General features: G+C 44.8%; 23 protein-coding genes and 1 tRNA gene. 9 read left to right on the top strand and 15 right to left on the bottom strand.

What is annotated here, in order from left to right; translation table 11 throughout:
• The first annotated feature begins 70 nt into the window (after positions 1 to 70).
• Positions 71 to 2,239 (top strand): 4Fe-4S binding protein, encoded by a 2,169-nt coding sequence (locus NEJAP_RS13640; RefSeq protein ID WP_201347754.1) that lies wholly within the window; start codon positions 71 to 73, stop codon positions 2,237 to 2,239.
• 98 nt (positions 2,240 to 2,337) lie between these two features.
• Here the strand turns inward: NEJAP_RS13640 and NEJAP_RS13645 are convergent.
• The 10 genes from NEJAP_RS13645 to NEJAP_RS13690 all read right to left on the bottom strand — a co-directional run bounded on the left by NEJAP_RS13645 (position 2,338) and on the right by NEJAP_RS13690 (position 10,862).
• Positions 2,338 to 2,414: transfer RNA gene (locus NEJAP_RS13645), tRNA-Pro, on the bottom strand.
• A gap of 106 nt (positions 2,415 to 2,520) precedes the next feature.
• A complete protein-coding gene (locus NEJAP_RS13650) occupies positions 2,521 to 2,883 on the bottom strand; it encodes a MerR family transcriptional regulator (RefSeq protein WP_201347755.1) in 363 nt (120 codons plus the stop codon).
• The gene (ihfA, locus tag NEJAP_RS13655; RefSeq protein WP_028471397.1) at positions 2,855 to 3,166 is read right to left on the bottom strand and encodes an integration host factor subunit alpha; all 312 of its coding nucleotides are present in this window, start codon (positions 3,164 to 3,166) and stop codon (positions 2,855 to 2,857) included. The genes NEJAP_RS13650 and ihfA overlap by 29 nt, the downstream gene beginning before the upstream one ends.
• Before the next feature lie 18 nt (positions 3,167 to 3,184).
• Positions 3,185 to 5,575, bottom strand: a complete 2,391-nt coding sequence (gene pheT, locus NEJAP_RS13660) for a phenylalanine--tRNA ligase subunit beta (protein ID WP_201347756.1) — start codon at positions 5,573 to 5,575, stop codon at positions 3,185 to 3,187.
• 57 nt (positions 5,576 to 5,632) lie between these two features.
• On the bottom strand, positions 5,633 to 6,616 hold the full coding sequence (gene pheS / locus NEJAP_RS13665; protein WP_201347757.1) for a phenylalanine--tRNA ligase subunit alpha: 984 nt from the start codon (positions 6,614 to 6,616) through the stop codon (positions 5,633 to 5,635).
• A gap of 201 nt (positions 6,617 to 6,817) precedes the next feature.
• Entirely contained in the window at positions 6,818 to 7,174 is a 357-nt protein-coding gene (gene rplT, locus NEJAP_RS13670; RefSeq protein WP_028471400.1) for a 50S ribosomal protein L20, read from the bottom strand.
• 42 nt (positions 7,175 to 7,216) lie between these two features.
• Complete coding sequence (gene rpmI, locus NEJAP_RS13675; RefSeq protein WP_028471401.1) at positions 7,217 to 7,411, bottom strand: 50S ribosomal protein L35; 195 nt, start codon at positions 7,409 to 7,411, stop codon at positions 7,217 to 7,219.
• A 96-nt stretch (positions 7,412 to 7,507) separates the two neighbouring features.
• Positions 7,508 to 8,050, bottom strand: a complete 543-nt coding sequence (gene infC, locus NEJAP_RS13680; protein WP_236591145.1) for a translation initiation factor IF-3 — start codon at positions 8,048 to 8,050, stop codon at positions 7,508 to 7,510.
• 18 nt (positions 8,051 to 8,068) lie between these two features.
• Positions 8,069 to 9,982, bottom strand: coding sequence for a threonine--tRNA ligase (gene thrS / locus NEJAP_RS13685; RefSeq protein WP_201347758.1), 1,914 nt, complete (start codon positions 9,980 to 9,982; stop codon positions 8,069 to 8,071).
• Positions 9,983 to 10,133: 151 nt separating this feature from the next.
• Complete coding sequence (locus NEJAP_RS13690) at positions 10,134 to 10,862, bottom strand: FadR/GntR family transcriptional regulator (protein ID WP_201347759.1); 729 nt, start codon at positions 10,860 to 10,862, stop codon at positions 10,134 to 10,136.
• Between the two features lie 150 nt (positions 10,863 to 11,012).
• Between NEJAP_RS13690 and NEJAP_RS13695 the strand changes: the two genes are divergently transcribed.
• The 3 genes from NEJAP_RS13695 to NEJAP_RS13705 are packed head-to-tail and all read left to right on the top strand — an operon-like array spanning position 11,013 to position 13,898.
• Positions 11,013 to 11,801: a (Fe-S)-binding protein gene (locus tag NEJAP_RS13695; protein ID WP_201347760.1), complete on the top strand. Its 789-nt coding sequence runs from the start codon at positions 11,013 to 11,015 to the stop codon at positions 11,799 to 11,801.
• Between the two features lie 11 nt (positions 11,802 to 11,812).
• Positions 11,813 to 13,219, top strand: coding sequence for a LutB/LldF family L-lactate oxidation iron-sulfur protein (locus NEJAP_RS13700; RefSeq protein WP_201347761.1), 1,407 nt, complete (start codon positions 11,813 to 11,815; stop codon positions 13,217 to 13,219).
• 13 nt (positions 13,220 to 13,232) lie between these two features.
• A complete protein-coding gene (locus tag NEJAP_RS13705) occupies positions 13,233 to 13,898 on the top strand; it encodes a LutC/YkgG family protein (RefSeq protein WP_201347762.1) in 666 nt (221 codons plus the stop codon).
• Positions 13,899 to 13,978: 80 nt separating this feature from the next.
• Here the strand turns inward: NEJAP_RS13705 and NEJAP_RS13710 are convergent, their stop codons facing one another.
• Together NEJAP_RS13710 and NEJAP_RS13715 are read right to left on the bottom strand one after the other, a co-directional pair.
• Entirely contained in the window at positions 13,979 to 14,110 is a 132-nt protein-coding gene (locus tag NEJAP_RS13710) for an entericidin A/B family lipoprotein (RefSeq protein ID WP_201347763.1), read from the bottom strand.
• Between the two features lie 89 nt (positions 14,111 to 14,199).
• Entirely contained in the window at positions 14,200 to 14,436 is a 237-nt protein-coding gene (locus NEJAP_RS13715; protein WP_201347764.1) for a DUF2789 domain-containing protein, read from the bottom strand.
• 215 nt (positions 14,437 to 14,651) lie between these two features.
• Between NEJAP_RS13715 and NEJAP_RS13720 the strand changes: the two genes are divergently transcribed.
• Together NEJAP_RS13720 and NEJAP_RS13725 are read left to right on the top strand one after the other, a co-directional pair.
• Entirely contained in the window at positions 14,652 to 15,266 is a 615-nt protein-coding gene (locus NEJAP_RS13720) for a YigZ family protein (protein ID WP_201347765.1), read from the top strand.
• A 181-nt stretch (positions 15,267 to 15,447) separates the two neighbouring features.
• A complete protein-coding gene (locus tag NEJAP_RS13725) occupies positions 15,448 to 15,669 on the top strand; it encodes a hypothetical protein (protein ID WP_201347766.1) in 222 nt (73 codons plus the stop codon).
• 88 nt (positions 15,670 to 15,757) lie between these two features.
• Here NEJAP_RS13725 and NEJAP_RS13730 read toward each other — a convergent pair whose 3' ends face one another.
• Entirely contained in the window at positions 15,758 to 16,684 is a 927-nt protein-coding gene (locus tag NEJAP_RS13730; RefSeq protein WP_236590938.1) for a LysR family transcriptional regulator, read from the bottom strand.
• A gap of 131 nt (positions 16,685 to 16,815) precedes the next feature.
• Here NEJAP_RS13730 and NEJAP_RS13735 point away from each other — a divergent pair, with 131 nt between their 5' ends.
• Entirely contained in the window at positions 16,816 to 17,676 is an 861-nt protein-coding gene (locus tag NEJAP_RS13735; RefSeq protein ID WP_201347767.1) for an SDR family oxidoreductase, read from the top strand.
• Positions 17,677 to 17,756: 80 nt separating this feature from the next.
• Here the strand turns inward: NEJAP_RS13735 and NEJAP_RS13740 are convergent, their stop codons facing one another.
• Positions 17,757 to 18,233, bottom strand: a complete 477-nt coding sequence (locus NEJAP_RS13740; protein ID WP_201347768.1) for a YHS domain-containing (seleno)protein — start codon at positions 18,231 to 18,233, stop codon at positions 17,757 to 17,759.
• A gap of 135 nt (positions 18,234 to 18,368) precedes the next feature.
• Between NEJAP_RS13740 and NEJAP_RS13745 the strand changes: the two genes are divergently transcribed.
• The gene (locus NEJAP_RS13745) at positions 18,369 to 19,238 is read left to right on the top strand and encodes an AraC family transcriptional regulator (protein ID WP_201347769.1); all 870 of its coding nucleotides are present in this window, start codon (positions 18,369 to 18,371) and stop codon (positions 19,236 to 19,238) included.
• 20 nt (positions 19,239 to 19,258) lie between these two features.
• Here NEJAP_RS13745 and NEJAP_RS13750 read toward each other — a convergent pair whose 3' ends face one another.
• On the bottom strand, positions 19,259 to 20,611 hold the full coding sequence (locus tag NEJAP_RS13750) for a PLP-dependent aminotransferase family protein (protein ID WP_201347770.1): 1,353 nt from the start codon (positions 20,609 to 20,611) through the stop codon (positions 19,259 to 19,261).
• A 112-nt stretch (positions 20,612 to 20,723) separates the two neighbouring features.
• Here NEJAP_RS13750 and NEJAP_RS13755 point away from each other — a divergent pair, with 112 nt between their 5' ends.
• Entirely contained in the window at positions 20,724 to 21,341 is a 618-nt protein-coding gene (locus NEJAP_RS13755; RefSeq protein WP_201347771.1) for a DJ-1/PfpI family protein, read from the top strand.
• Positions 21,342 to 21,431 lie beyond the last annotated feature (90 nt).

A 21,431-nucleotide genomic window follows, 5' to 3' on the forward strand; every position in this document is an offset into this window, starting at 1 on the left:
GAACAACATATATTCAGCATCCCAGCTAAATGTATATGCTTGGCTCCTAACGATATTGCCTGCTGCGTTAATGGCAATACGATTAGCAACGCTATTACTCTCATTATTACTTGTGCTCTACCCTGTCAGTACTTATGCAGACTTCCAAGAACAAAAAAGTAGTCTAGTACAAAGCTCACAGAAATTATCACTCACTCCCCCTCTTCACATTCGTACCATTTTTCCTAAAGCTACACGTGTTGGCGAAAAACAAACAGGCCTACCCGTATACCCTGTCTACCAACTAAACCAGTTACTCGGTTACGCTTGGCTATCCCATGAAATCAACAACCTACCAGGGTTCTCTGGCCAGCCAATTAAATTACTAATAGGGCTACAAGCTAATGGGGTATTCAGCAAAGTAAAAGTAATGGAACACCATGAACCAGTATTCTTACATGGCTTAGGAAACGAAGCATTAGATCAATTTACAGATCAGTACACCGGGCACTCAATTAAAAAACAGGTCATTATATCCAGTACTAAAAAAAGTAAAGCAAGCTCTGATGCCGCTGGCGCTGTTTTCTTTGATGGTGTTACAAAAGCCACTATATCGGTCATGATTGTCAACGATGTAGTATTAGCAACGGCATTACAGGTAGCACGTGACAAGCTTGAAGGTTTCTCTCTTCCATCCCAATCAGCTTTGCGCAAAAAACGCACAGACTCAGTAGAAAGCATGGATTGGCCAGCACTTATTGCTAACGGATTGGTTCATCAATGGAATATTAGCAGTGAAGATGTATTTAATTCATTAGGAAGACAATACTCAGATTATAGTCACCTCTTTGATCTTAATGATGACTCTAATAACAGCCCCAGTACTTTCACAGAGCTTTATTACGCTTATTTAAATGCACCTGATATCGGCAGCAACTTATTAGGTAAAACAACATATGAAAAGCTAATGAAGGAGCTACAGCCGGGAGATCACCTTGTCTGGATAGGCTCCAATGGCTTGTATAGACACCTGGCTGACGATTTTATACCGGGAACCGTTCCTTCTCGATTATCAATTCATCAAGGGGGCCTCAATATCGAAATTAAAGATATAAACGCGCCTGATGAAGAGACGTTGCTCGTCAGTACGAATACACCCCAAATTACTCAAAGTGCAATCTTTAAAATTAGAGATATAGCCAATTTCGACTTAGGCGGTAAAATTCACATAGGAATGCATATTAACCTCCCTCGCAACCACCTCATCACTGATTCTTTATCCCTCACCAATACGGCCCAGCTCCCCAACTCCCAATGGATACCTGTCGAAGTTAAGCAGCACACCCAAACGCCTCTATGGATAAGGATCTGGCAAGATCGAATACCACAAATTGTTATTTTATTAACATCATTGATCATCTTATTCGTAGCCTTTATCAAGCAAGATAAAATCAGCCGTAATACGGTAAGGTTTCATCAGTTTCGCTGGGGCTACCTCTGGTTTACGCTTTTATTTACTGGCTACTACGCTCAGGGGCAACTGTCTGTCGTCAATATATTCACACTACTTCATGCCATTGCTGATGACTTTGATATAACCATTTTCTTACTCGACCCCATCATTTTTATTCTTTGGGTCGTTACTTTCATCAGCCTATTTGTTATTGGACGTGGTTTATTTTGTGGCTGGCTGTGCCCTTTTGGGGCGCTTCAGGAGATGGCATCTTGGTGCGGCAAAAAGATGGGTATTAAACAAATTCGGCTATCAGAAAACAAGCACAGAAAATTAATCTACCTTAAATACCCAATACTGATTGGGTTAGTCGCCGTTTCCTTTTATGAGCTAAGCCTGGCTGAAAGGCTCGCTGAAGTGGAACCCTTCAAAACCAGTATTACGTTAGTCTTTGTCAGGCACTGGCCATTTGTATTATATGCGCTTGCACTACTGGTTGGTGGAATGTTTATTCACAAGTTCTATTGTCGCTATCTTTGCGCACTTGGAGCAGGATTGGCAATACTAGGAGCATTACGGCGCTTTGAGTGGCTAAAACGCATTCCCTTCTGCGGAACACCTTGCCAAACATGTCATAACCGCTGCGAGATAAAAGCCATTAAGCGGAACGGTAAGATTGACTACAACGAATGTGTACAGTGTTTGGAATGTATTGCGATCTTAAACAGTGATGACCAATGTGCAGATACATTATTAAAACGAAAAAAGCAAAAGAAGATTAGTTGCGTAAATATAGACGCATCTTAACAATATGCACGTATTAAAAAAGTGAGGCGTTAGAAGTAATTATATGGAATTGGAATTACAGCAACATAAAAGCAGAAAATAGAAATTCGTTAGTATAATGGTCGGAATGATAGGATTCGAACCTACGACCCCTTCACCCCCAGCGAAGTGCGCTACCAGGCTGCGCTACATTCCGAAAACTATACTAACTCTTTTCAGCAGGGTGGAACCTGCAACCTCTTCTAGTTACGCTTTGAAGAGGACCGATATACTACCCTAAGGTGATGATTCTGTGAAGTTTTTTAACGACTCGATTTCAGAGTTTTCAAAATATCTTCAAGGCCACTAATAGTCTGCCTTAACAGTTGTTTGTAGCGAAGATTTTCATCATTCCCTTGCTGGCTTCCAAACCACTGCTTGGCACCACTAATAGTATATCCCTGCTCATGCAGTAAGCTCTTAATTTGGCGAATCAACAACACATCCTGTTGCTGATAATAACGCCGGTTATTACGCTTCACTGGATTTATCTGCTCAAACTCCTGCTCCCAATATCTCAGCACATGCGCTTTTACATCACATAGCACTGATACTTCACCAATAGTGAAGTATCGTTTACTGGGTATTGCAGGCAGATCAGGCTGGTTCGGACCTGGTGTCTGCATAGGCGTCTACACGGTCCTTAAGTTTTTGTCCTGGACGAAAAGTAACAACCCGACGCGCCGAAATAGGCACTTCATCACCCGTTTTAGGGTTACGACCGGGACGCTGGCGCTTGTCGCGCAGATCAAAATTACCAAAGCCTGATAACTTAACCTGCTCGTTCGTTGCGAGGCTTTCACGTATTTCATCAAAAAAGGATTCAACCATATCCTTGGCTTCACGCTTGTTAAGACCTAACTCATCACACAAACGTTCTGCCATGTCTGCCTTCGTTAAAGAACTCATGAACTCTACCTTTGCTATTTAATCTCTTAGTGTCGCTCCGGCACCGCTATCCAGTGCTGCAAGCACAGATTGTACAGCTGTACTAATTTCTTCTTCATTAAGAGTGCGCGATGGATGCTGCCAGGTCAAGCCCAAAGCAATACTTTTTCGTCCTGCTTCAATACCTTGGCCCTGGTATACGTCAAACAAGGTGATCTGTTTTAGGTACTCACCAGCATTCTCTTCCGCTATTTTGCGTATGCTTTCATACGCGACAGCTTCATCAACAATCAGCGCTAAATCACGTCTGGACTCTGGGAATTTTGACAACTCAGAGAAACGCGCAATGTGTCCCTGCAGCAGGCTTTCCAAGCTAATCTCAAATAGATAAACCGGCCCACTTACATCTAATTTCTTAGCCAGTGACGGGTGTAGCGCCCCAACAATACCAACAACCTCACCGCCACGCTCAATACGAGCAGTCTGACCAGGGTGCAATGCAACATGCTTATCTGCAACAAAGGTAAAGTGATCACCTGCACCGCCAAGATTAAGCACGGCTTCAATGTCGCGTTTAATATCGTAGAAATCTACAGGCTGTGATTTACCTGTCCAAGACTCCGGATCACGCGTACCCGACAACAAACCCGCCAATACATTTTCTTGCACAAGTTCGTCATTGATTGGTAAAAATCTTTGGCCCGTTTCGAACAAACGTACACGAGACTGCTGACGATTCTGATTGTATTGCAAGGCTTTAACCAAACCAGGCCAGATCGTAGTTCGCATGACGGCCATCTCAGCAGAGATAGGATTTGCTAGTGCCAATGCTTCGTATTGATTATCAAAGAGTTTTTGCAGACCGGTTTCAATAAAGCTATAAGTGATCGCCTCTTGGTAGCCAAACGAAATCAAGGTACGACGCACATCATGGATCGCTACTTTTGATTCATCATTGGACGTAAAAGGTAGGGCTGCCGTTGGCAGTTTTACCGGTAAATTATTGTACCCATAAACTCTGGCTAGCTCTTCTATCAAATCTACTTCGATACTAATATCAAAACGATACGATGGAATAGCGACTTGCCAGCTAGCATCTGCAGTCGTTTCAATCTGCATACCTAAACGAGTAAGAATCTCTTCAATTTCATCTGCGGGCATTTCGAATGCCAACATAGCATTTACTTTACTATGACGTAATTTAACTGAACGCGCTTTAGGTAAATGCTCTTCGCTAATCGCTTCAGAAATAGGTCCTGCATCGCCGCCTACGATATCAAGTAATAGCTGCGTCGTACGCTCAACCGCTTCATGCTGAAGCTGCCAATCAACGCCACGTTCATAGCGATGCGATGCGTCTGTATGCAAACCATAAGCACGCGCTTTACCGGCAATAGCGATTTGGTCAAAGAAAGCACATTCCAAGAAAATATCCTTAGATTCTGATGTAACACCTGTACTTTCACCGCCAAAGATTCCAGCCATAGCAACAGGGCCGTTGTTATCCGCGATAACCAAGGTATCCGTGTTTAATTCAACTTCGTTACCATCAAGCAATGTCAGCTTTTCACCCGCTTCAGGCATACGCACTTGAATGCTGCCCTCTAGCTTATTAAGATCAAACGCATGTAGCGGCTGGCCTAGCTCAAGCAAAACATAGTTAGTAACATCAACCACAGGGTCGATAGAACGAATACCCGAACGACGCAGCTTTTCAACCATCCATAGAGGTGTTGGCGCAGCCATATTCACATGACGAATCACACGCCCAAGATAACGAGGACAAGCAGCTGGCGCTTCCAAAGTTACTGAGAATGTATCATCGATCGTCGGCACTACAGGCTGTATGTCAACAAAGGTAACTGGTGCTTTATTCAACACTCCCACTTCACGCGCTAGCCCTTTAATGCTCAGGCAATCACCGCGGTTGGGTGTCAAATCAACATCAATAATTTTGTCGTCTAGGTTCAAATATTCGCGCAGACAAACACCGCTAGGCGCATCAGCAGCCAACTCCATGATGCCAGCATGATCTTCAGACATGCCTAGTTCATCTTCAGCACACAACATACCAAAAGATTCAACCTGGCGAAGTTTCGCTTTTTTGATTTTAAACTCACCACCTTCAGGTGTTGGCAATAATGCACCCACTTGAGCATAAGCAGTTTTAAGGCCTGCACGCGCATTCGGTGCACCACATACAACTTGATGCACTTCAGTACCATCACTCACCGTACAGACTTGAAGCTTATCGGCATTAGGGTGTGGCTCAGCGGTCAATATTTCGGCCACTATGACATTAGAGAAATCGTGAGCAACTGATGCCACTTCATCGACTTCAAGCCCCGCCATGGTAATTTGATCTACCAACGCTTGCGTTTGAATGGCTGGATTTACCAGCTCACGTAACCATTTTTCACTGAATTTCATGCTGCTATCCTGAAAGTCTTTAGTTCACTGCTCAATAATTTAATTAACCCGCTTGAATCAATTAAACTGATTCAAGAAACGCAGGTCATTTTCAAAGAAAAGACGTAAGTCATTCACGCCATATCGCAGCATTGCCAATCGTTCTACACCCATACCGAATGCGAATCCGGTATATTCCTCAGGGTCGATACCAGACATTTCAAATACTTTAGGATGCACCATTCCACATCCGAGTACTTCCAGCCATTTACCATCACCGCGATCAATATCGACTTCAATCGAAGGCTCTGTAAACGGGAAGTAAGAAGGACGGAAGCGAACTTTTACATCTTCCTCAAAGAACTCACGCAAAAACTGCTCTAGCGTGCCTTTAAGGTCAGCAAAGCTAATATTCTTATCAATCAACAAACCTTCTACCTGATGAAACATAGGCGAATGCGTTTGATCGTAATCACAACGGTAAACACGCCCAGGACAGATAATACGGATAGGCGGCTGTTGAGTCTCCATGGTACGCACCTGTACACCCGAAGTGTGTGTGCGCAACAGGGTATTAGCGTTGAAATAGAAAGTATCGTGCATTGCACGTGCCGGATGGTGCGAAGGAATGTTCAGTGCTTCGAAGTTATGGTAATCATCTTCGATCTCTGGCCCTTCTGCGACGCTGTAACCAATACCCGCAAAGAAGGACTCAATACGTTCCATCGTTTTAGTAACGGGGTGCAGTCCGCCTAAACTTTGACCACGACCAGGCATAGTGACATCGATAGTTTCAGATGCCAGCTTTAACTCTAGTGCAGCACTTTCAAGAAGCTCTTTACGCGCATTTATTTGCTCAGTGACCTGCTGTACCAATTCATTAATTTTGGCACCTGCAATTGGACGTTCTTCAGCTGTTAGCTTGCCCAAACCTTTACGCAATGCGGTAAGTGGACCTTTTTTACCCAGGTAATCAACACGTACCTGATCTAGCTCCTGAACACTATTCGCTGCGGCAACGGCGGCACTAGCTTGTTCCAGAAGGCTTGTCATGTTTTCCATTTCCGGCTCCAATTGATTGGGAGGAATATGAGAGTGTAATACTCGAAAATACAGTTATTCTGCTGAATTATCCTGAAGCGAATCAGCGACCAAAACTCAGCACAATAACCGAAAAAATAGGGGAAGAGTTTGCACCCGTCCCCTATTTAAAATATTGCGGCTATTTCAATGAATAGCTACCTCTCGAAAGAGGCGGGTGCCTTATGCTAGAGCAGCTTTCGCTTGCTCAACAACAGCAGTAAATGCAGCCTGTTCGTGAACAGCAAGATCAGCAAGTACTTTACGGTCGATCTCAACGCTAGCTTTTTTCATACCAGCGATCAAACGGCTGTAAGACAAACCATTCAAGCGTGCCGCAGCATTGATACGTGCAATCCACAAAGCGCGGAACTGACGTTTTCTTTGACGACGGTCACGGTATGCATATTGACCAGCTTTAATAACAGCCTGTTTAGCTACGCGGAATACACGGCTACGTGCTCCGTAATAACCTTTAGCCTGCTTTAATATTTTCTTGTGACGGCGACGAGCCTGAACACCACGTTTTACACGAGCCATTCTTTACCTTCCTATATTCAATTCTGTTAGTGAAAAAACGACTTAGATGTACGGCAACATACGACGGACCAAAGCGCGGTCTGCTGCATGAACCTGTAGCATCGGGCGAAGCTGACGCTTACGCTTAGTGCTTTTCTTGGTCAGAATGTGACTTTTGAAGGCCTGCTTGTGCTTGAAGCCATTTGCAGTCTTTTTGAAACGCTTTGCCGCACCGCGGCAAGATTTAATCTTAGGCATTACAAATCTCCACGCATTCGTTAGTTTTTTTCATTTGAGAAACGACAAAACCCGTTCCTACCTAAAAGGCAGATACGGGTTAAGCTGCTTTACAAATTACTTCTTTTTCTTCGGGGCGATCACCATGATCATTTGACGGCCTTCCATCTTAGGACGCTGTTCAACAACCCCTTGCTCTTCCAGATCTTTTTCGATCCGTAATAGCAAGTTCATTCCCAGTTCCTGATGAGCCATCTCACGGCCGCGGAAACGTAAAGTCACCTTAGCCTTATCCCCTGCTTCTAGGAAACGTACCAGGTTGCGTAGTTTTACCTGATAATCTCCATCTTCCGTCGCAGGACGGAATTTCATTTCCTTAACCTGAGTCTGATGCTGTTTCTTTTTAGCTTCAGCCTGCTGTTTCTTAACTTCGTATTGGTGTTTACCAAAATCCATCAATTTACAAACAATTGGATCCGAGTCAGAAATCTGTACCAGGTCAAGTTCAGCCTCTTGCGCCATGTCAAGAGCCTGATTAATTGATACGACACCTACTTGCTCACCATCAGCACCGATTAGGCGTAGTTCATGAGCTTTAATATGTTCGTTAATGGGTGTGCGATTATCACGACGCGCACCTCTTTTATTATCGCGCTTAATTGTTATATCTCCTAAAAATTATTCGTAACCCTTCTGATCCACATCTTTTGCCAGAAAGTTGGTGAATGCTTCGATACTCATTGAGCCAAGATCTTCACCTGTGCGTGTTCTTACTGCAACACAGCCCGTCTCGACCTCTTTGTCACCAACTACCAAAAGGAAAGGAACCTTCTGAAGAGTTCGCTCACGAATTTTAAAGCCGATCTTCTCGTTTCTCAAGTCCGAAATGGCTCTAAATCCATTATTTTGCAGTGTTTTTACTACATCCTGACAATAATCAGCCTGTTTGTCCGTGATATTCATCACAACAGCCTGTACTGGAGAAAGCCAAGCCGGTAATGCACCTGCATAGTTTTCAATCAGAATACCAATAAACCGCTCAAAAGATCCTAGAATTGCACGATGTAACATTACCGGTGTTTCACGCTCATTAGCTTCATTTACAAACTGAGCTTCTAAACGACCCGGCATTGAGAAATCGACCTGAATTGTACCACACTGCCAGACACGTCCGAGGCAATCTTTCAAAGAAAACTCAATTTTAGGACCGTAAAAAGCACCTTCGCCGGGTAGCTCTTGCCAGTCAAGCTCAGCAGCATCAAGCGCATCAGCCAGTGCTCTCTCAGCTTTATCCCATACTTCATCAGAACCTACGCGCTGTTCAGGACGAGTAGAAAGCTTATAAATAATCTCTGTGAAACCAAAGTCAGCATAAACCTCATGCAAAAATTCGATAAAGCTAGCCACTTCAGACTGGATTGCGTTTTCAGCACAGAAGATATGTGCATCATCCTGTACAAACCCACGTACACGCATAATGCCATGCAAAGCACCTGACGGTTCATTACGGTGGCACGAGCCAAACTCAGCCAAACGCAAAGGAAGGTCGCGATAAGAGCGCAGCCCTTGGTTAAATACCTGTATATGGCATGGGCAGTTCATTGGTTTAATAGCAAAGTCTTTGCTTTCAGAGTGTGTTGTAAACATCTGATCAGAGAATTTATCCCAATGGCCTGACTTTTCCCACAAGCTACGCTCGACGACTTGCGGTGTTTTAATCTCTTGGTAGCCATGCTTAATCTGCTTATCACGCATGTACTGTTCGATCTGCTGATATAGCGTCCAACCATGCGGATGCCAGAACACCATACCTGGTGCTTCTTCCTGCAAATGGAACAAGTTAAGCTGTTTACCTAGTTTACGGTGATCACGCTTCTCTGCTTCTTCTAAACGGTGCAAATAAGCTTTAAGTTCTTTTTTATCGCCCCACGCCGTGCCGTAGATACGCTGCAACATCGCATTGCTTGAATCACCACGCCAGTATGCACCTGCAACCTTCATCAACTTAAAGGCTTTAATGTGACCTGTTGAAGGGACATGAGGGCCACGGCATAGATCGATAAAGTCGCCTTGCGAGTAAAAAGAAAGATCTTGGTCAGCTGGAATAGCACTCAACAGCTCAACCTTATAAGTCTCACCCATTTTCTCAAACATGGCGATACTTTCATCACGATTCATCACAGAACGGCTAATTGGCAGATTTTGCTTGGTTAGCTCGCTCATTTTCTTTTCGATCTTTTCTAGATCTTCAGAGGTAAATGGGCGCTCATATGCAAAGTCGTAATAAAAACCGTTTTCAATAACTGGGCCAATTGTCACCTGTGCGCCAGGAAACAAAGCCTGCACTGCCATCGCCATCAAATGTGCGCAAGAATGGCGGATTACTTCTACACCTTCTTCGTCGCGTGCGGTAATAATAGCTAAGTCTGAATCCTCATTAATGACAAATGAGCTATCAACAGGTTGACCATTTACCTTACCAGCCAAAGCCGCTTTAGCGAGCCCAGCACCGATATCGGCAGCAACGTCAAATACAGAAACAGGGTTAGCAAACTCGCGTTTGCTTCCATCAGGGAGAGTAATAACAGGCATCTTTTTTCCTTGTTTATCAGTGGTGACCCCTACGACAGGTCACTTCTATATCAATGTGTTAAACGTATCGTACAAACTAGGTACGCAACGCTGGACGCGCATTTTATCAAACTCAACTAATATTGCTATGCACAAACGCTTAAAAACCCTACTAATCAGTACTTTCAAGTAAGTTTCGCGTGTAAAGGACATGCTCAGAAGCCATTTTTTTAGCTTGCTCGGCGTCTCTTTTATACAGGGCCTGATAAATAAGCTCATGCTGCAGGCGAATCCCATCTGGGTAACGACCAAATTTGATTAAGGTTCGATTGAGCACCCCATAAATGGCATTAAAATAGCGGTTATAAAATAGCTGACTAAAGGATGTAATTAATACATGGTGACTGGACTCAGCAATCATCGTATGAAAACGCAAATCCGCCTTAGCTTTATCCAGCGTAGTGAGCCCCTTACTACGAACCTGCATTCTTTCAAATTCTCGGGCAATACCCTCTAACTGCTGATCAGTGGCTCGTAGCGCTGCAAAGTATGCCGCCTCTCCTTCTAGAAAAGCGCGCGCCTCCATTACCTGAAGCTGAAAAGCGAGGTTATCCCCCACCCCTTCCACTGGCATATCTATATATTGCGCCATCACATTTTGGCAAATGCTTCTACCGCCATGTGCCGTCGAAATTAAACCATCTAACTCCAACTGCTGAACGACCTCTCTAACGCTGGAGCGAGCCAAGGAAAACTCATCCACTAACCGGCGCTGAGATGGCAACATCTGACCCGGGATAATACTGCCCGAGACAATTTCATGCCGCAGAAAGCGGTCGAGTTGCTGCTTTTTAGTGAGCACAGTTATTAGCGACTCCTTGCTAGCTAGTTCTTCGCCCATCCCTACCTCTTTTTATACACTAATCATATTCTTGGTCAGACCAGTTCATAACGTAGCATATATTTCGCTCAGCACTTTGCCTATCTTTGTAGGCATACAAGCACCGTATTAAATATAAAAATTAACGAATAAGAACCTCAGGTAAACACCATGCACGCATCCGAAAAGCCAATTAAGGTTGGTCTGTTTGTCACTTGTCTGGTCGACATGTTTCGCCCTAGCATCGGTTTTGCAACCATTAAGCTTCTCGAAAACGCAGGCTGCACAGTCTCTGTTCCAGAAGCACAAACCTGCTGCGGACAACCCGCGTTTAATTCCGGCGACAAGAAATCAACACAAGACATTGCCCGCCAGACGATTCAAGCCTTTGATGGATATGAATATGTTGTCGGTCCATCGGGATCGTGCATTGGTATGCTGCATCATTACACTGAACTCTTTGAAGAGAACGACCCTTGGAAAGCCCGGGCTGAAGATCTAAAAAGGCGTGCATTTGAGATCACCTCGTTTCTTACGGATGTACTGGACTTCAACACAATTCTTAGCAAATACGATGCAAAAGCCACCTATCACGATTCTTGTGCAGGTTTACGTGAACTGGGCGTTAAACAGCAACCGCGTAAATTACTCGCTAAGGTTGCTAATTTAACGCTTAGCGAGATGGAAGAGTCCGAAACCTGCTGTGGTTTTGGCGGTACGTTTTGCGTTAAATACCCTGATATATCCAATCGCATGGTAGAAAACAAAACATCGAACATTGTAGATTCTGGTGCTACCACCTTATTAGGCGGTGACTTAGGCTGCTTGCTCAACATGGCGGGTAAGCTCAAACGCCAAGGCCACAAAATTGAAACACGTCATATCGTAGAAGTCCTTGCAGGCATGACTGATGAACCCGCTATTGGCGATACCGATTACGAACTTGGCCAACCGGCATAGGAGATACAGTCATGCAAATTACTAGCCCCGCATTCAAAGAAAACGCTCGCATCGCCTTACATGATGCTGGCTTACAAAAAGCACTGGGTAACCTTAAGGAAGGCTTTCCTGTTAAACGCTCGACTGCCGTTGCCCGCATGCCTGAGTTTGAACAGCTCCGTGATGAAGGTACGACGCTTAAAAACCACATACTTGAAAACCTAGATATCTACTTAGAACAATTTGAAGCGAACGTCATCAAAAACGGTGGACATGTACATTGGTGTCGCACGCCCGAAGATGCCTGCAAAAAGATTTTAGATATCTGTAAAGAAGTCGACGCAAAAACAGTCACCAAAGGCAAGTCGATGGTCTCTGAAGAGATCAACCTTAACGACTACTTAGAAAAGAACGGCGTAGAGCCGATCGAGACAGATTTAGGCGAATATATTTTACAGCTACGTGGCGACCACCCCAGTCACATTATCGCCCCAGCCATTCACCTGAATTTGGAAGATGTATCTGAAATCTTTCATGAAAAGCACAAGCGCCCTAAATCAAGCGATCCTAAAGTGCTGATGCAAGAAGCGCGCGAAATGCTTCGCGAGAAGTTTGCCGGTGCCGATGTCGGTATTACCGGTGCTAACTTTTTAGTCGCTGAAACTGGTTCCAGCATCATTGTCACCAATGAAGGTAACGGCGACTTAACGCAAACATTACCTAAAACACACATTGTTGTGACCTCGATTGAAAAAGTAGTGCCAACACTTGAAGACATGACACTCTTCCTGCGCTTGCTGGCTCGCTCAGCAACCGGGCAAGAATTTACCGTGTACAACACCTTATCGACAGGACCACGTAGAGCAGGAGATCAGGACGGACCCGAAAACTTCCACGTGGTCCTAGTCGATAACGGCCGTAGTGAAATGGTAGGTAGTGAGTTCCAAGAGATGCTGCGCTGCATTCGCTGCTCAGCTTGTATGAACCACTGCCCGGTTTACGGTGCTATTGGTGGGCACAGCTACGGATGGGTTTACCCTGGCCCAATGGGTTCAGTGCTAACCCCAAAAATGATTGGTATTGAAGAGGCAGGGTTACTGCCTAACGCCTCAACATTTTGCGGAAAATGCGAATCGGTATGCCCGGTACGTATCCCTTTGCCTAAGCTGATGCGCCATTGGCGTGAAGATGAGTTCTCCAAGCATTTGAGCCCTAAAGCAGTACGCTGGGGTATTGGCGGCTGGGCCTTCTTTGCTAAACGCCCGACCTTGTATCGCTTACTCTCTATCAGCTCCAACTTGTTTTTGCGTGTGATGGCGGGAAAAAAAGGCCATATCAAGAAGATCCCTCTGGCAGGCGGCTGGACCGATGGCCGAGATATGCCAGCACCCAGAGGCAAAACCTTTATGTCTCAATATAAATCACGTAAACAGCGCTAACGGAGGATATGTTATGAGTAAAGCAGAAATTCTTGGCAACATTCGCCGTGGCCTAAAACGTGGTGAAGCCACACAAGACCAAAGACAAGCCGTAACTAACCGGATCAACAAGCATGCGCGTAATATAGTGCCACAACGCACACAGCTACCACACGACCAACAGGTAGCGCTCTTTATTGAAATGGCGACAGAAGCCGCCGCCCAGATATATCAATTAGAGAGCATTAACGACGTTCCTAAAACCTGTGCTAATTGGTTAAAAGATCAGCAGATCAACACGCTAGTAACCGCCAGCGATGAAGAAATCACTTCACTTGACTGGAGCAGTGCTACCAATCTTACTTGCGTGCAGCGCGTTGCAGAAATAGGCGATGTTGCCAGCTTAACCACAAGCTTTGCTGGCATCGCAGAAACAGGTACACTCATGCTGCATTCGGGAGCAACCAGCCCAACCACACTGAATTTTTTGCCTGACAACCACTTTGTCATTTTGAAAAGGTCTGACATTGTTGGGCCCTACGAAGACGCGTGGCAAAAACTGCGTGATAAAACCAAAGGCGACCTACCACGTACCGTTAATATGATTACAGGCCCTTCACGCAGTGCGGATATTGAACAAACACTACAAATGGGCGCACACGGACCTAAAGATCTAATCATCTTATTAATTAATGACTAAGCTTTAAGTTGTAAATATGAGCCTTGAGTTTTCTACAAAAAAAGGGTGCCTATTGGCACCCTTTTTATTAACAATACTGGCTAGCTTTTAGAAGCTTTCTCGATTGCGGCACCGCCTTTTTTGAGATCCTTACCAATCCCTTCAACCGTGCTACAACCCGACACTGCAGCCGTTAAAACGATAGCCACTAGAGCGATATATATTTTTTTCATTCACTGTCCTAATATTTAAAACTGTATTCCAAGCGATATTTCATACAACTTTCTAAACAATCATGCGTAACTCAACAAACCTTAACCTGCTACTTGTCTTCACGCAACAATGTATCAAGCTCATCAACCATATCTGACCAATCAGCATCATTTTCCCGGCTCTCTTTTATAAACTGAGCCTGCCCTTGTGTCCAGAAAACAGCCTCTTCAAGGGGGATACCTTCATCAACAGAGTGGCTACCAATGAAGGATTCAATATCATTTTCTTCTGCAGCCAAACCTAGCTGAAGAAACAGATTAGTAAGATTATGCTTTACCGTATCCATGCTTCGCTCCTTATCCAGCTCTTCATAAAACCTTTACAAATGTTTTTCAAACATCGTGTAACACCAAGGATGCAAAATTAGACCGTAGCAAGGCGCATAAATTCATTTAAAAGGAGCGTCATATACCAAGCAACATGACAGACTCTGATATCATTAACCCGACGTTTAAACGCTTACTTCTATAACCTTAGTTATCAAGCAGATGGAACCCCGCATTGGCCGACGCTTTTTACTTAAAACCCATAGCAATTACTGAAACGCTATATGAAATTAAAAAGAGCCGTTTTTATGTCTCTATCACACCACTATCGACTATTGAAGCAGCGCGCAGCTGTATACAGCAGGCAAAAGCGACAACCCCATCTGCCAACCACCACTGCAGCGCATTTATTACCAGCACACCCCACGCAGAAGATGGCTTTGGTTACAGTGATGATGGCGAGCCTTCCGGCACGGCAGGCAAGCCGATGTTTAATGTCCTGCAAGGTAATAATGTGGGCGAAGCCTGTGTAATCGTCACACGCTTTTTTGGTGGTATAAAACTGGGCACCGGCGGCTTAGTACGCGCTTACTCCACCAGCGTAAAAGAAGCGATAGCACAGGCACAATTTGAAGAAGTTCACCCTAGAGCGACCGTAGAACTAACCTACCCTTATACGCTTTCATCAACAGTGGATGCCATATTGCATAGCTTTGATACACAAATAATCGACAGCCAATATGCGGAATCCGTAACACTTAAAATCAGCATAACGGCAACGGCGGTTCACGAGCTCACACAGCAAGTGCAAGAGCGTGGTAGAGGGTTGTTACAGATAGAGGCTGTTTAAATATATTTCATGTCCTACTAAAAGCTTTTATTCAAAGTTTTTCAGAAAGCCTTCACAACACTCTTTTTATTAGGCTTGCTGCACAGTAGAGATTAAAGATGATAATCAAGACTCCAAAAATAGAGTAGTAAATAACATATAAGTGATACATTATTTACGACTACAATAAATGGAAACCACCATGACCGATAAAATAAACGACGATGCTTTAATAGCTCTCAAAATCGCTTTTACCTATATGCCTAAAGCGATTGAAGTGACTAAATATGAATACGGTGATCGCTATGAAGCGGTGCTGGAGCATATTGAAAAAGTAAGAGAGGCGCTGCTGATCAACGATGTTGATCCTGAAGAGGTGTATGGCGAAATCGACCCTGATAACACACCTAATTCTTCCTATTAAAAAACGGCACACAACTTTTTCGTATACCGCTTTGTTTCTTTAGAGCTTCAGACACACCTTACGTGAGTTTGAAGCAGTACCTCTTACATTAGTTAACCTTGATCTCGGATTTCTGGGCAGAGCTGAACATATCTGCGGCCAATAGATAATCAATCAAGCAACGCACTCTGGCTGGTACTTGCCGCCTTGACGGGTACACTAAAGTAAAGACGGCACTAATTGAGCTAGCTCCCAGCAGCAAGGGAACTAACAAGCCCGCTTCACATTCCTTTTGTACTGTTACCGGTAACAAGAAACCAATGCCATAGCCTGCCAACGTTAAACTTTGGGCAACTAAAGGCGAGTTAGTTTTGTGATAATAATCGGGGCTTATATGAATGTGTTTTCCTTTATATAGCAGGTTCTGCCCACCTCCCTGTGTTATTTGATTGAGGGCAATCCAGCGGTGACTAGATAAATCATCCATGCTCACAGGCAACCCGTATTGAGCAATATAAGCAGGGCTGGCATACAAGGCCGAGCGCTCCTCATACATAACCCGACCAATGAGCGAGTCGTCTGAAGGTAGACCAATGCGAATCGCCATATCTACCTGACCGGCGATTAAATCTATTTTTTCATCACTAATAATAAGATCAACCAGCACCTTAGGAAAGCGTAACTGAAACTCACCCAACACAGGAATCAAATGCTTAATAGCAATATCGTTAGTAGTACTTATAGCCACTCGGCCACTCGGCTCGGATGGGCGAGTAATACTTTCAATATCATTCAATAACTGCGGAAGCATCTTCGCCTTAGCAAACACTTTCTCCCCCTCAACTGTGAGAGCAAGCTGACGAGTCGACCTATGTAATAAACGCACATCCAAAACAGATTCTAATAAAGCTACTTGCTCACTAATACGCGAGCGACTGGTGTTTAATTTACGTGCAGCGGCGGCAAAGCTGCCAGCCTCAACCACCGACACAAAAATCGCCATATGCTTAAAATGCGAAAACCCAATTGTACTCAAAAAACGAACACTCCATTACAAATCGAACCACTAGTGCGTCCAATCATTATTCCTCATACTTTCCCCTATTGATAGCACAGCACACATTTGCCAGCGCTGTCTCTTTTAATAAATTTATTTTGGGGAAGATTATGATTGCAGTAACTGGTGCAAACGGACAACTCGGCCAATTGGTCATTAACGAGCTTTTAAAGCGTACAAGTAAAGAGAATATCATCGCTTTAGTGCGCAACCCTGAAAATGCAGGCACCTTTAGCGAGCAAGGCATTCAGGTTCGCCACGCGGACTATAATCGGACAGATACCTTAAAGAGCGCCTTAAAAGGCGTAGAAAAATTGCTGTTAATTTCAGGCAGTGAAATTGGCCAACGTACCGCCCAACACAAAGCAGTTATCTCAGCAGCAAAACAGGCAGGGGTGGCACTACTCGCCTATACAAGCCTACTAAACACTGATACTTCTAGCATGCTATTAAGTGCTGAACACAAAGAAACTGAAGCAGCCATTAGAGCATCCGGCTTACCTGCGGTTATCTTGAGAAATGGCTGGTATAACGAGAACTACACAGGCAACTTAGATGCGGTACTAGCCAACAAAGCAGTCGTTGGCGCGGGCGGCAAAGGAAAAATCACTCCAGCAGCCCGTCTTGATTACGCAGAAGCCGCCGCTGTCGTCCTGACAAGTGAATCATCCCATGCGGGTAAGGTTTATGAACTCGCTGGCGATCACGCCTTTACCCAAGCAGACTATGCCACAGAAATTGCCAATCAAACGAAACAAGATATTGCCTATAAAGTTCTAAACAAAACTGACTACCAAGGACTACTGGTACAAATTGGATTACCTGAAGGCTTTGCTCAAATGCTAGCAGACTCTGATGCACAAATGATCAAAGGCGATCTATTCGATGACAGCCACACTCTGAGCCAGTTGATTGGCCGCCCGACGACTTCTATAAAAACGTCGATTAAGCAGGCTTTAACTAGAGCCTAATTCTTCCTATTAAAAATGCGGCACACGATTAATACCGTATGCCGCTTCCGTTCTAGCTGATCTATAAAGGTGCTGTAAGCTTATAGTGCATTAGCTGCTACGTTTTTTATTTTTGGCCAGTTTTTGTTAGCGGCTGCCAAGTTAGCATTGGTGTTTTCAGACCAAACCTCTTGTACAACTTCACTTTTCTGCACGTACAATTTACCGTCAATCAACTCAAACGCTTTACCATCAATCGCGAACTTTTTACCTAGTGATGTACCATATGCGCAGTAACCACCAAACTGTGGAGCATATTTCTCTGGGTTAGCGTTAAACGTATCGCGGTTTGCTACTGATGAGAAATGGTAGATAGCGCCATTGTGGATTGAGCTAATGTTTGAGTTACCTTCAACAGGTGCATTTTCTGTAAAATAGGCAACAGCATCGTGCCCTGCTAGCGTTACGTTGTTTTCGTCGGTTTGCACTTCGACACCTGCAAAACTGATGCTGCTGATAGAAAAAGCAGCTAGCAATGCTAGGGTTTTGAGTGGAGCTAGGATAGATGAGATTTTCATTGTTGTAGTCCTATTTTGCGATGTAAGTTAGAGTTAGTTTTTGCTAAACAAGCACACAGTCTTGATGAAATGAATTTTAAAGAATCCTGCATCAATCAATAGGTTCGATTTACCAAGAGTTATGTCCGATCGTCTATGAATGCTATAAACCAATTACTTGATACCTTAAAAATTGAAGCCAATGTGCATCACAATGGCCAGTACTGCGGCAACTGGGCGGTAGATACCTCGGGATCACAGAAAATGACATTTCATGTGATTTCTAAAGGAAAGTGCTTCTTTAAGTTTGATGGCGAGGCCATTGAACTAAACGAAGGCGATGTCGTCTTTATGCCTTCTGATGCGCAGCACTGTGTTACGAACCTACTCAGCAGCAACCTTACCGTAAATGCAAGCCAAGCTTTGCCCATGACGCAAGCCGTAGAGGAAGAGTCGACTGGCTTGGTCTGCGGAAACTTTGCACATCAGCACCCTGTATTTGAAAAGCTAGTGACGCAAATGCCCAGGTTGATTGTGGTACGACACAATGACAACGATACCGTTGGCCGCATTGTTGAATTAATTCTGGAAGAGGCACGCGGATCAAACCAGCACACTAATGTGCTTTTAAATCGCCTAGCTGACTGCCTGTTTTATTTATTGGTGAGAAGTCACCTTGATGTTAGCAACGGTGTATTTGCAGCTTTTGCTCATCCACAGCTTAATATCGCTATGGAATTAATGCACCAGCAAGACTGCAACCAACGCTTAAGTTTGGATGAACTCGCCAGTGCCGCCTCTATGTCGCGTTCGGCCTTTTCTAATCTGTTCAAAGAGGTTGTTGAACAATCACCGATGGACTACTTAACACAGTGGCGTATGACTCAAGCCTATCGCTGGCTGGCTGATGATCGCATCACCACCTTGGATGCCGCTTTACGCTGCGGCTATGAAAGCGAGTCATCTTTTTCCAAAGCCTTTAAACGTGTAATGGGTATTGGCCCGGGACAAGCACGCCGAGACTGAATCGCTTGTGCTTACAGCACTCAATACGCGTAACCATCAATCACCTGACGTACTTTCATTAATGCCACTTGCAGCACCTCCAGATCAACGGAACCAAGAGCTAAGCGTATTGCATGTGGCACATGCTCTGACGTAGCAAACGGCTCTGCCGTAGAAACAGAGATATTTGATCGCAGTAACTCCATCACTATTTGATCTGCCCTCACCTCTTCAGGCAGTGGCAGCCAGATAAAGTAAGACGCCGGGTGGCTGACGTAATCCATTCCTTGCAGAATTTCTCTGGCCATTGCCTGCCTAAGCATTGCATCTTGGCGCTTTTCTGATTCTAAACGCATGACTGTACCGTCGGTTATCCAACCACAGGCTAGAGCTGTCATCAGCCCTGGAGTATTCCAGGTGGTTGCTCGAATAGTGCGTTCAATCTTAGACACCCATTTTAGGGGTGCTGCCACAAAGCCGACGCGTAAACCGGTAGCAATACTTTTAGAAATCCCAGAAACATAAACACTGATATCGGGAGCCAGTGCAGCTAAAGGCGCGGGCGGTTTCTCAGCCAAAAAAGCATAAGCGGCATCTTCGATGATGAGCAGATCGTACTGGCGGGCAATAGAGATCAACCTCTTGCGCTGTGCTAAGCTCATCACCCATCCAAGAGGATTATGTAGTGTTGGCATAGCATAGACAGCCCGGACTCGTCGGCTCCGGCAAAGCTGTTCTAATGCTTCCAGATCAGGAGCATAGCCTAGACCCTGCTCTGTACTAGCCACAGGAATAGACAGAAGCTCTAAGCAGTGCACATCTGCCAATACTTTAAAACCGGGGTAAATAAGTGCATCTGTAGCAACCACATCGCCAGGATTTAACAATGTCATGACCGTTGCCGCCAACCCATGTTGCGCTCCGCTGACAATCAGCACCTGCTCGGCATCAACCGACAGCCCTCGACACGCCAAATGACGTGCTACAGTAGCACGCTCATGCTTGCGTCCAGCATGTGGCTGATAGTGCAATAGTGCTTCCAGATCACCGGATGATGCCAACTGGCGCAAGGCACCACGCAATAGCTCTGTCTGGCTGGGTAATGATGCAGAATTGAAATTAAGATCGATCATACCTTCTGCTGAGGACGGCTGATCTATGCCATTACTCAGCGCTAATGCTGTTTCTCTCACAAAAGTCCCACGGCCTGTTTCACCACTTACCAAGCCCATACTTTCAAGCTCGGCATACACCCGTGAAGCTGTCACTAAGGCGATGCTCTCTTTGGCGGCAAGCTGGCGATGAGTCGGTAAGCGCGAGCCAGGTGGCAGGTCACCGGTTCGGATATCAGCAGCAAAAGCATCCACCAAACGTTTATATTTTGCGTTAGCCATTAACAATGTATCCATGACAATAATTTTATTGTCATGATTCTAGGCGATACAATGCCTCATCGCTACTTGCTCATAATAATAAATAACTATCGTTAAACGAGGTAACCACACTATGCATATCGCAATTCTAACGTTTGATGGCTATAACGAGCTCGACTCCCTGATTGCTCTGAGTATTCTGAACCGCATTAAAAAACCAGACTGGCGCGTATCTATCGCCAGCCCAACGCCGCACGTTGAATCAATGAATGGCGTAATTATTGAGCGCCATGTATCGCTGAGTGAGGCAAGCTCTGCTGATGCCGTTATTATTGGCAGCGGCATGAAAACACGTGATGTTGCTGCTGATGAATCACTCATGGCACAACTACAACTAGACCCATCAAGACAGCTGTTAGGAGCACAATGCTCTGGCACTTTGCTACTCGCCAAGCTAGGTCTGTTAAATGAGATACCCGCCTGTACCGACCTAACCACTAAACCCTGGGTACAAGAAGCGGGCATTGAGGTGCTAAATCAGGCGTTTTTTGCAAAAGATAATTTAGCGACGGCAGGCGGCTGCCTTGCCTCCCAATACCTTGCGGTGTGGATGATCGCGCGTTTAGAAGGGCTCGAAGCCGCAAAAGAGGCGATTCACTATGTAGCACCCGTAGGTGAGAAAGAGGAATACGTAGAGCGTGCTATAAAAAATATTGCGCCTTACCTACTTGATACACACGCTGTTGTTTAAGCTTTTTTTAGAATATCTGATAAAACTTACGCAAAAAAACGGCGATCATCAAAGATGATCGCCGCTAAAGGTCTTTTGCTTTATAAGTGT

The organism is Neptunomonas japonica JAMM 1380, from assembly GCF_016592555.1.
In the GTDB taxonomy this organism is placed as follows: Bacteria; Pseudomonadota; Gammaproteobacteria; order Pseudomonadales; family Balneatricaceae; genus Neptunomonas; species Neptunomonas japonica_A.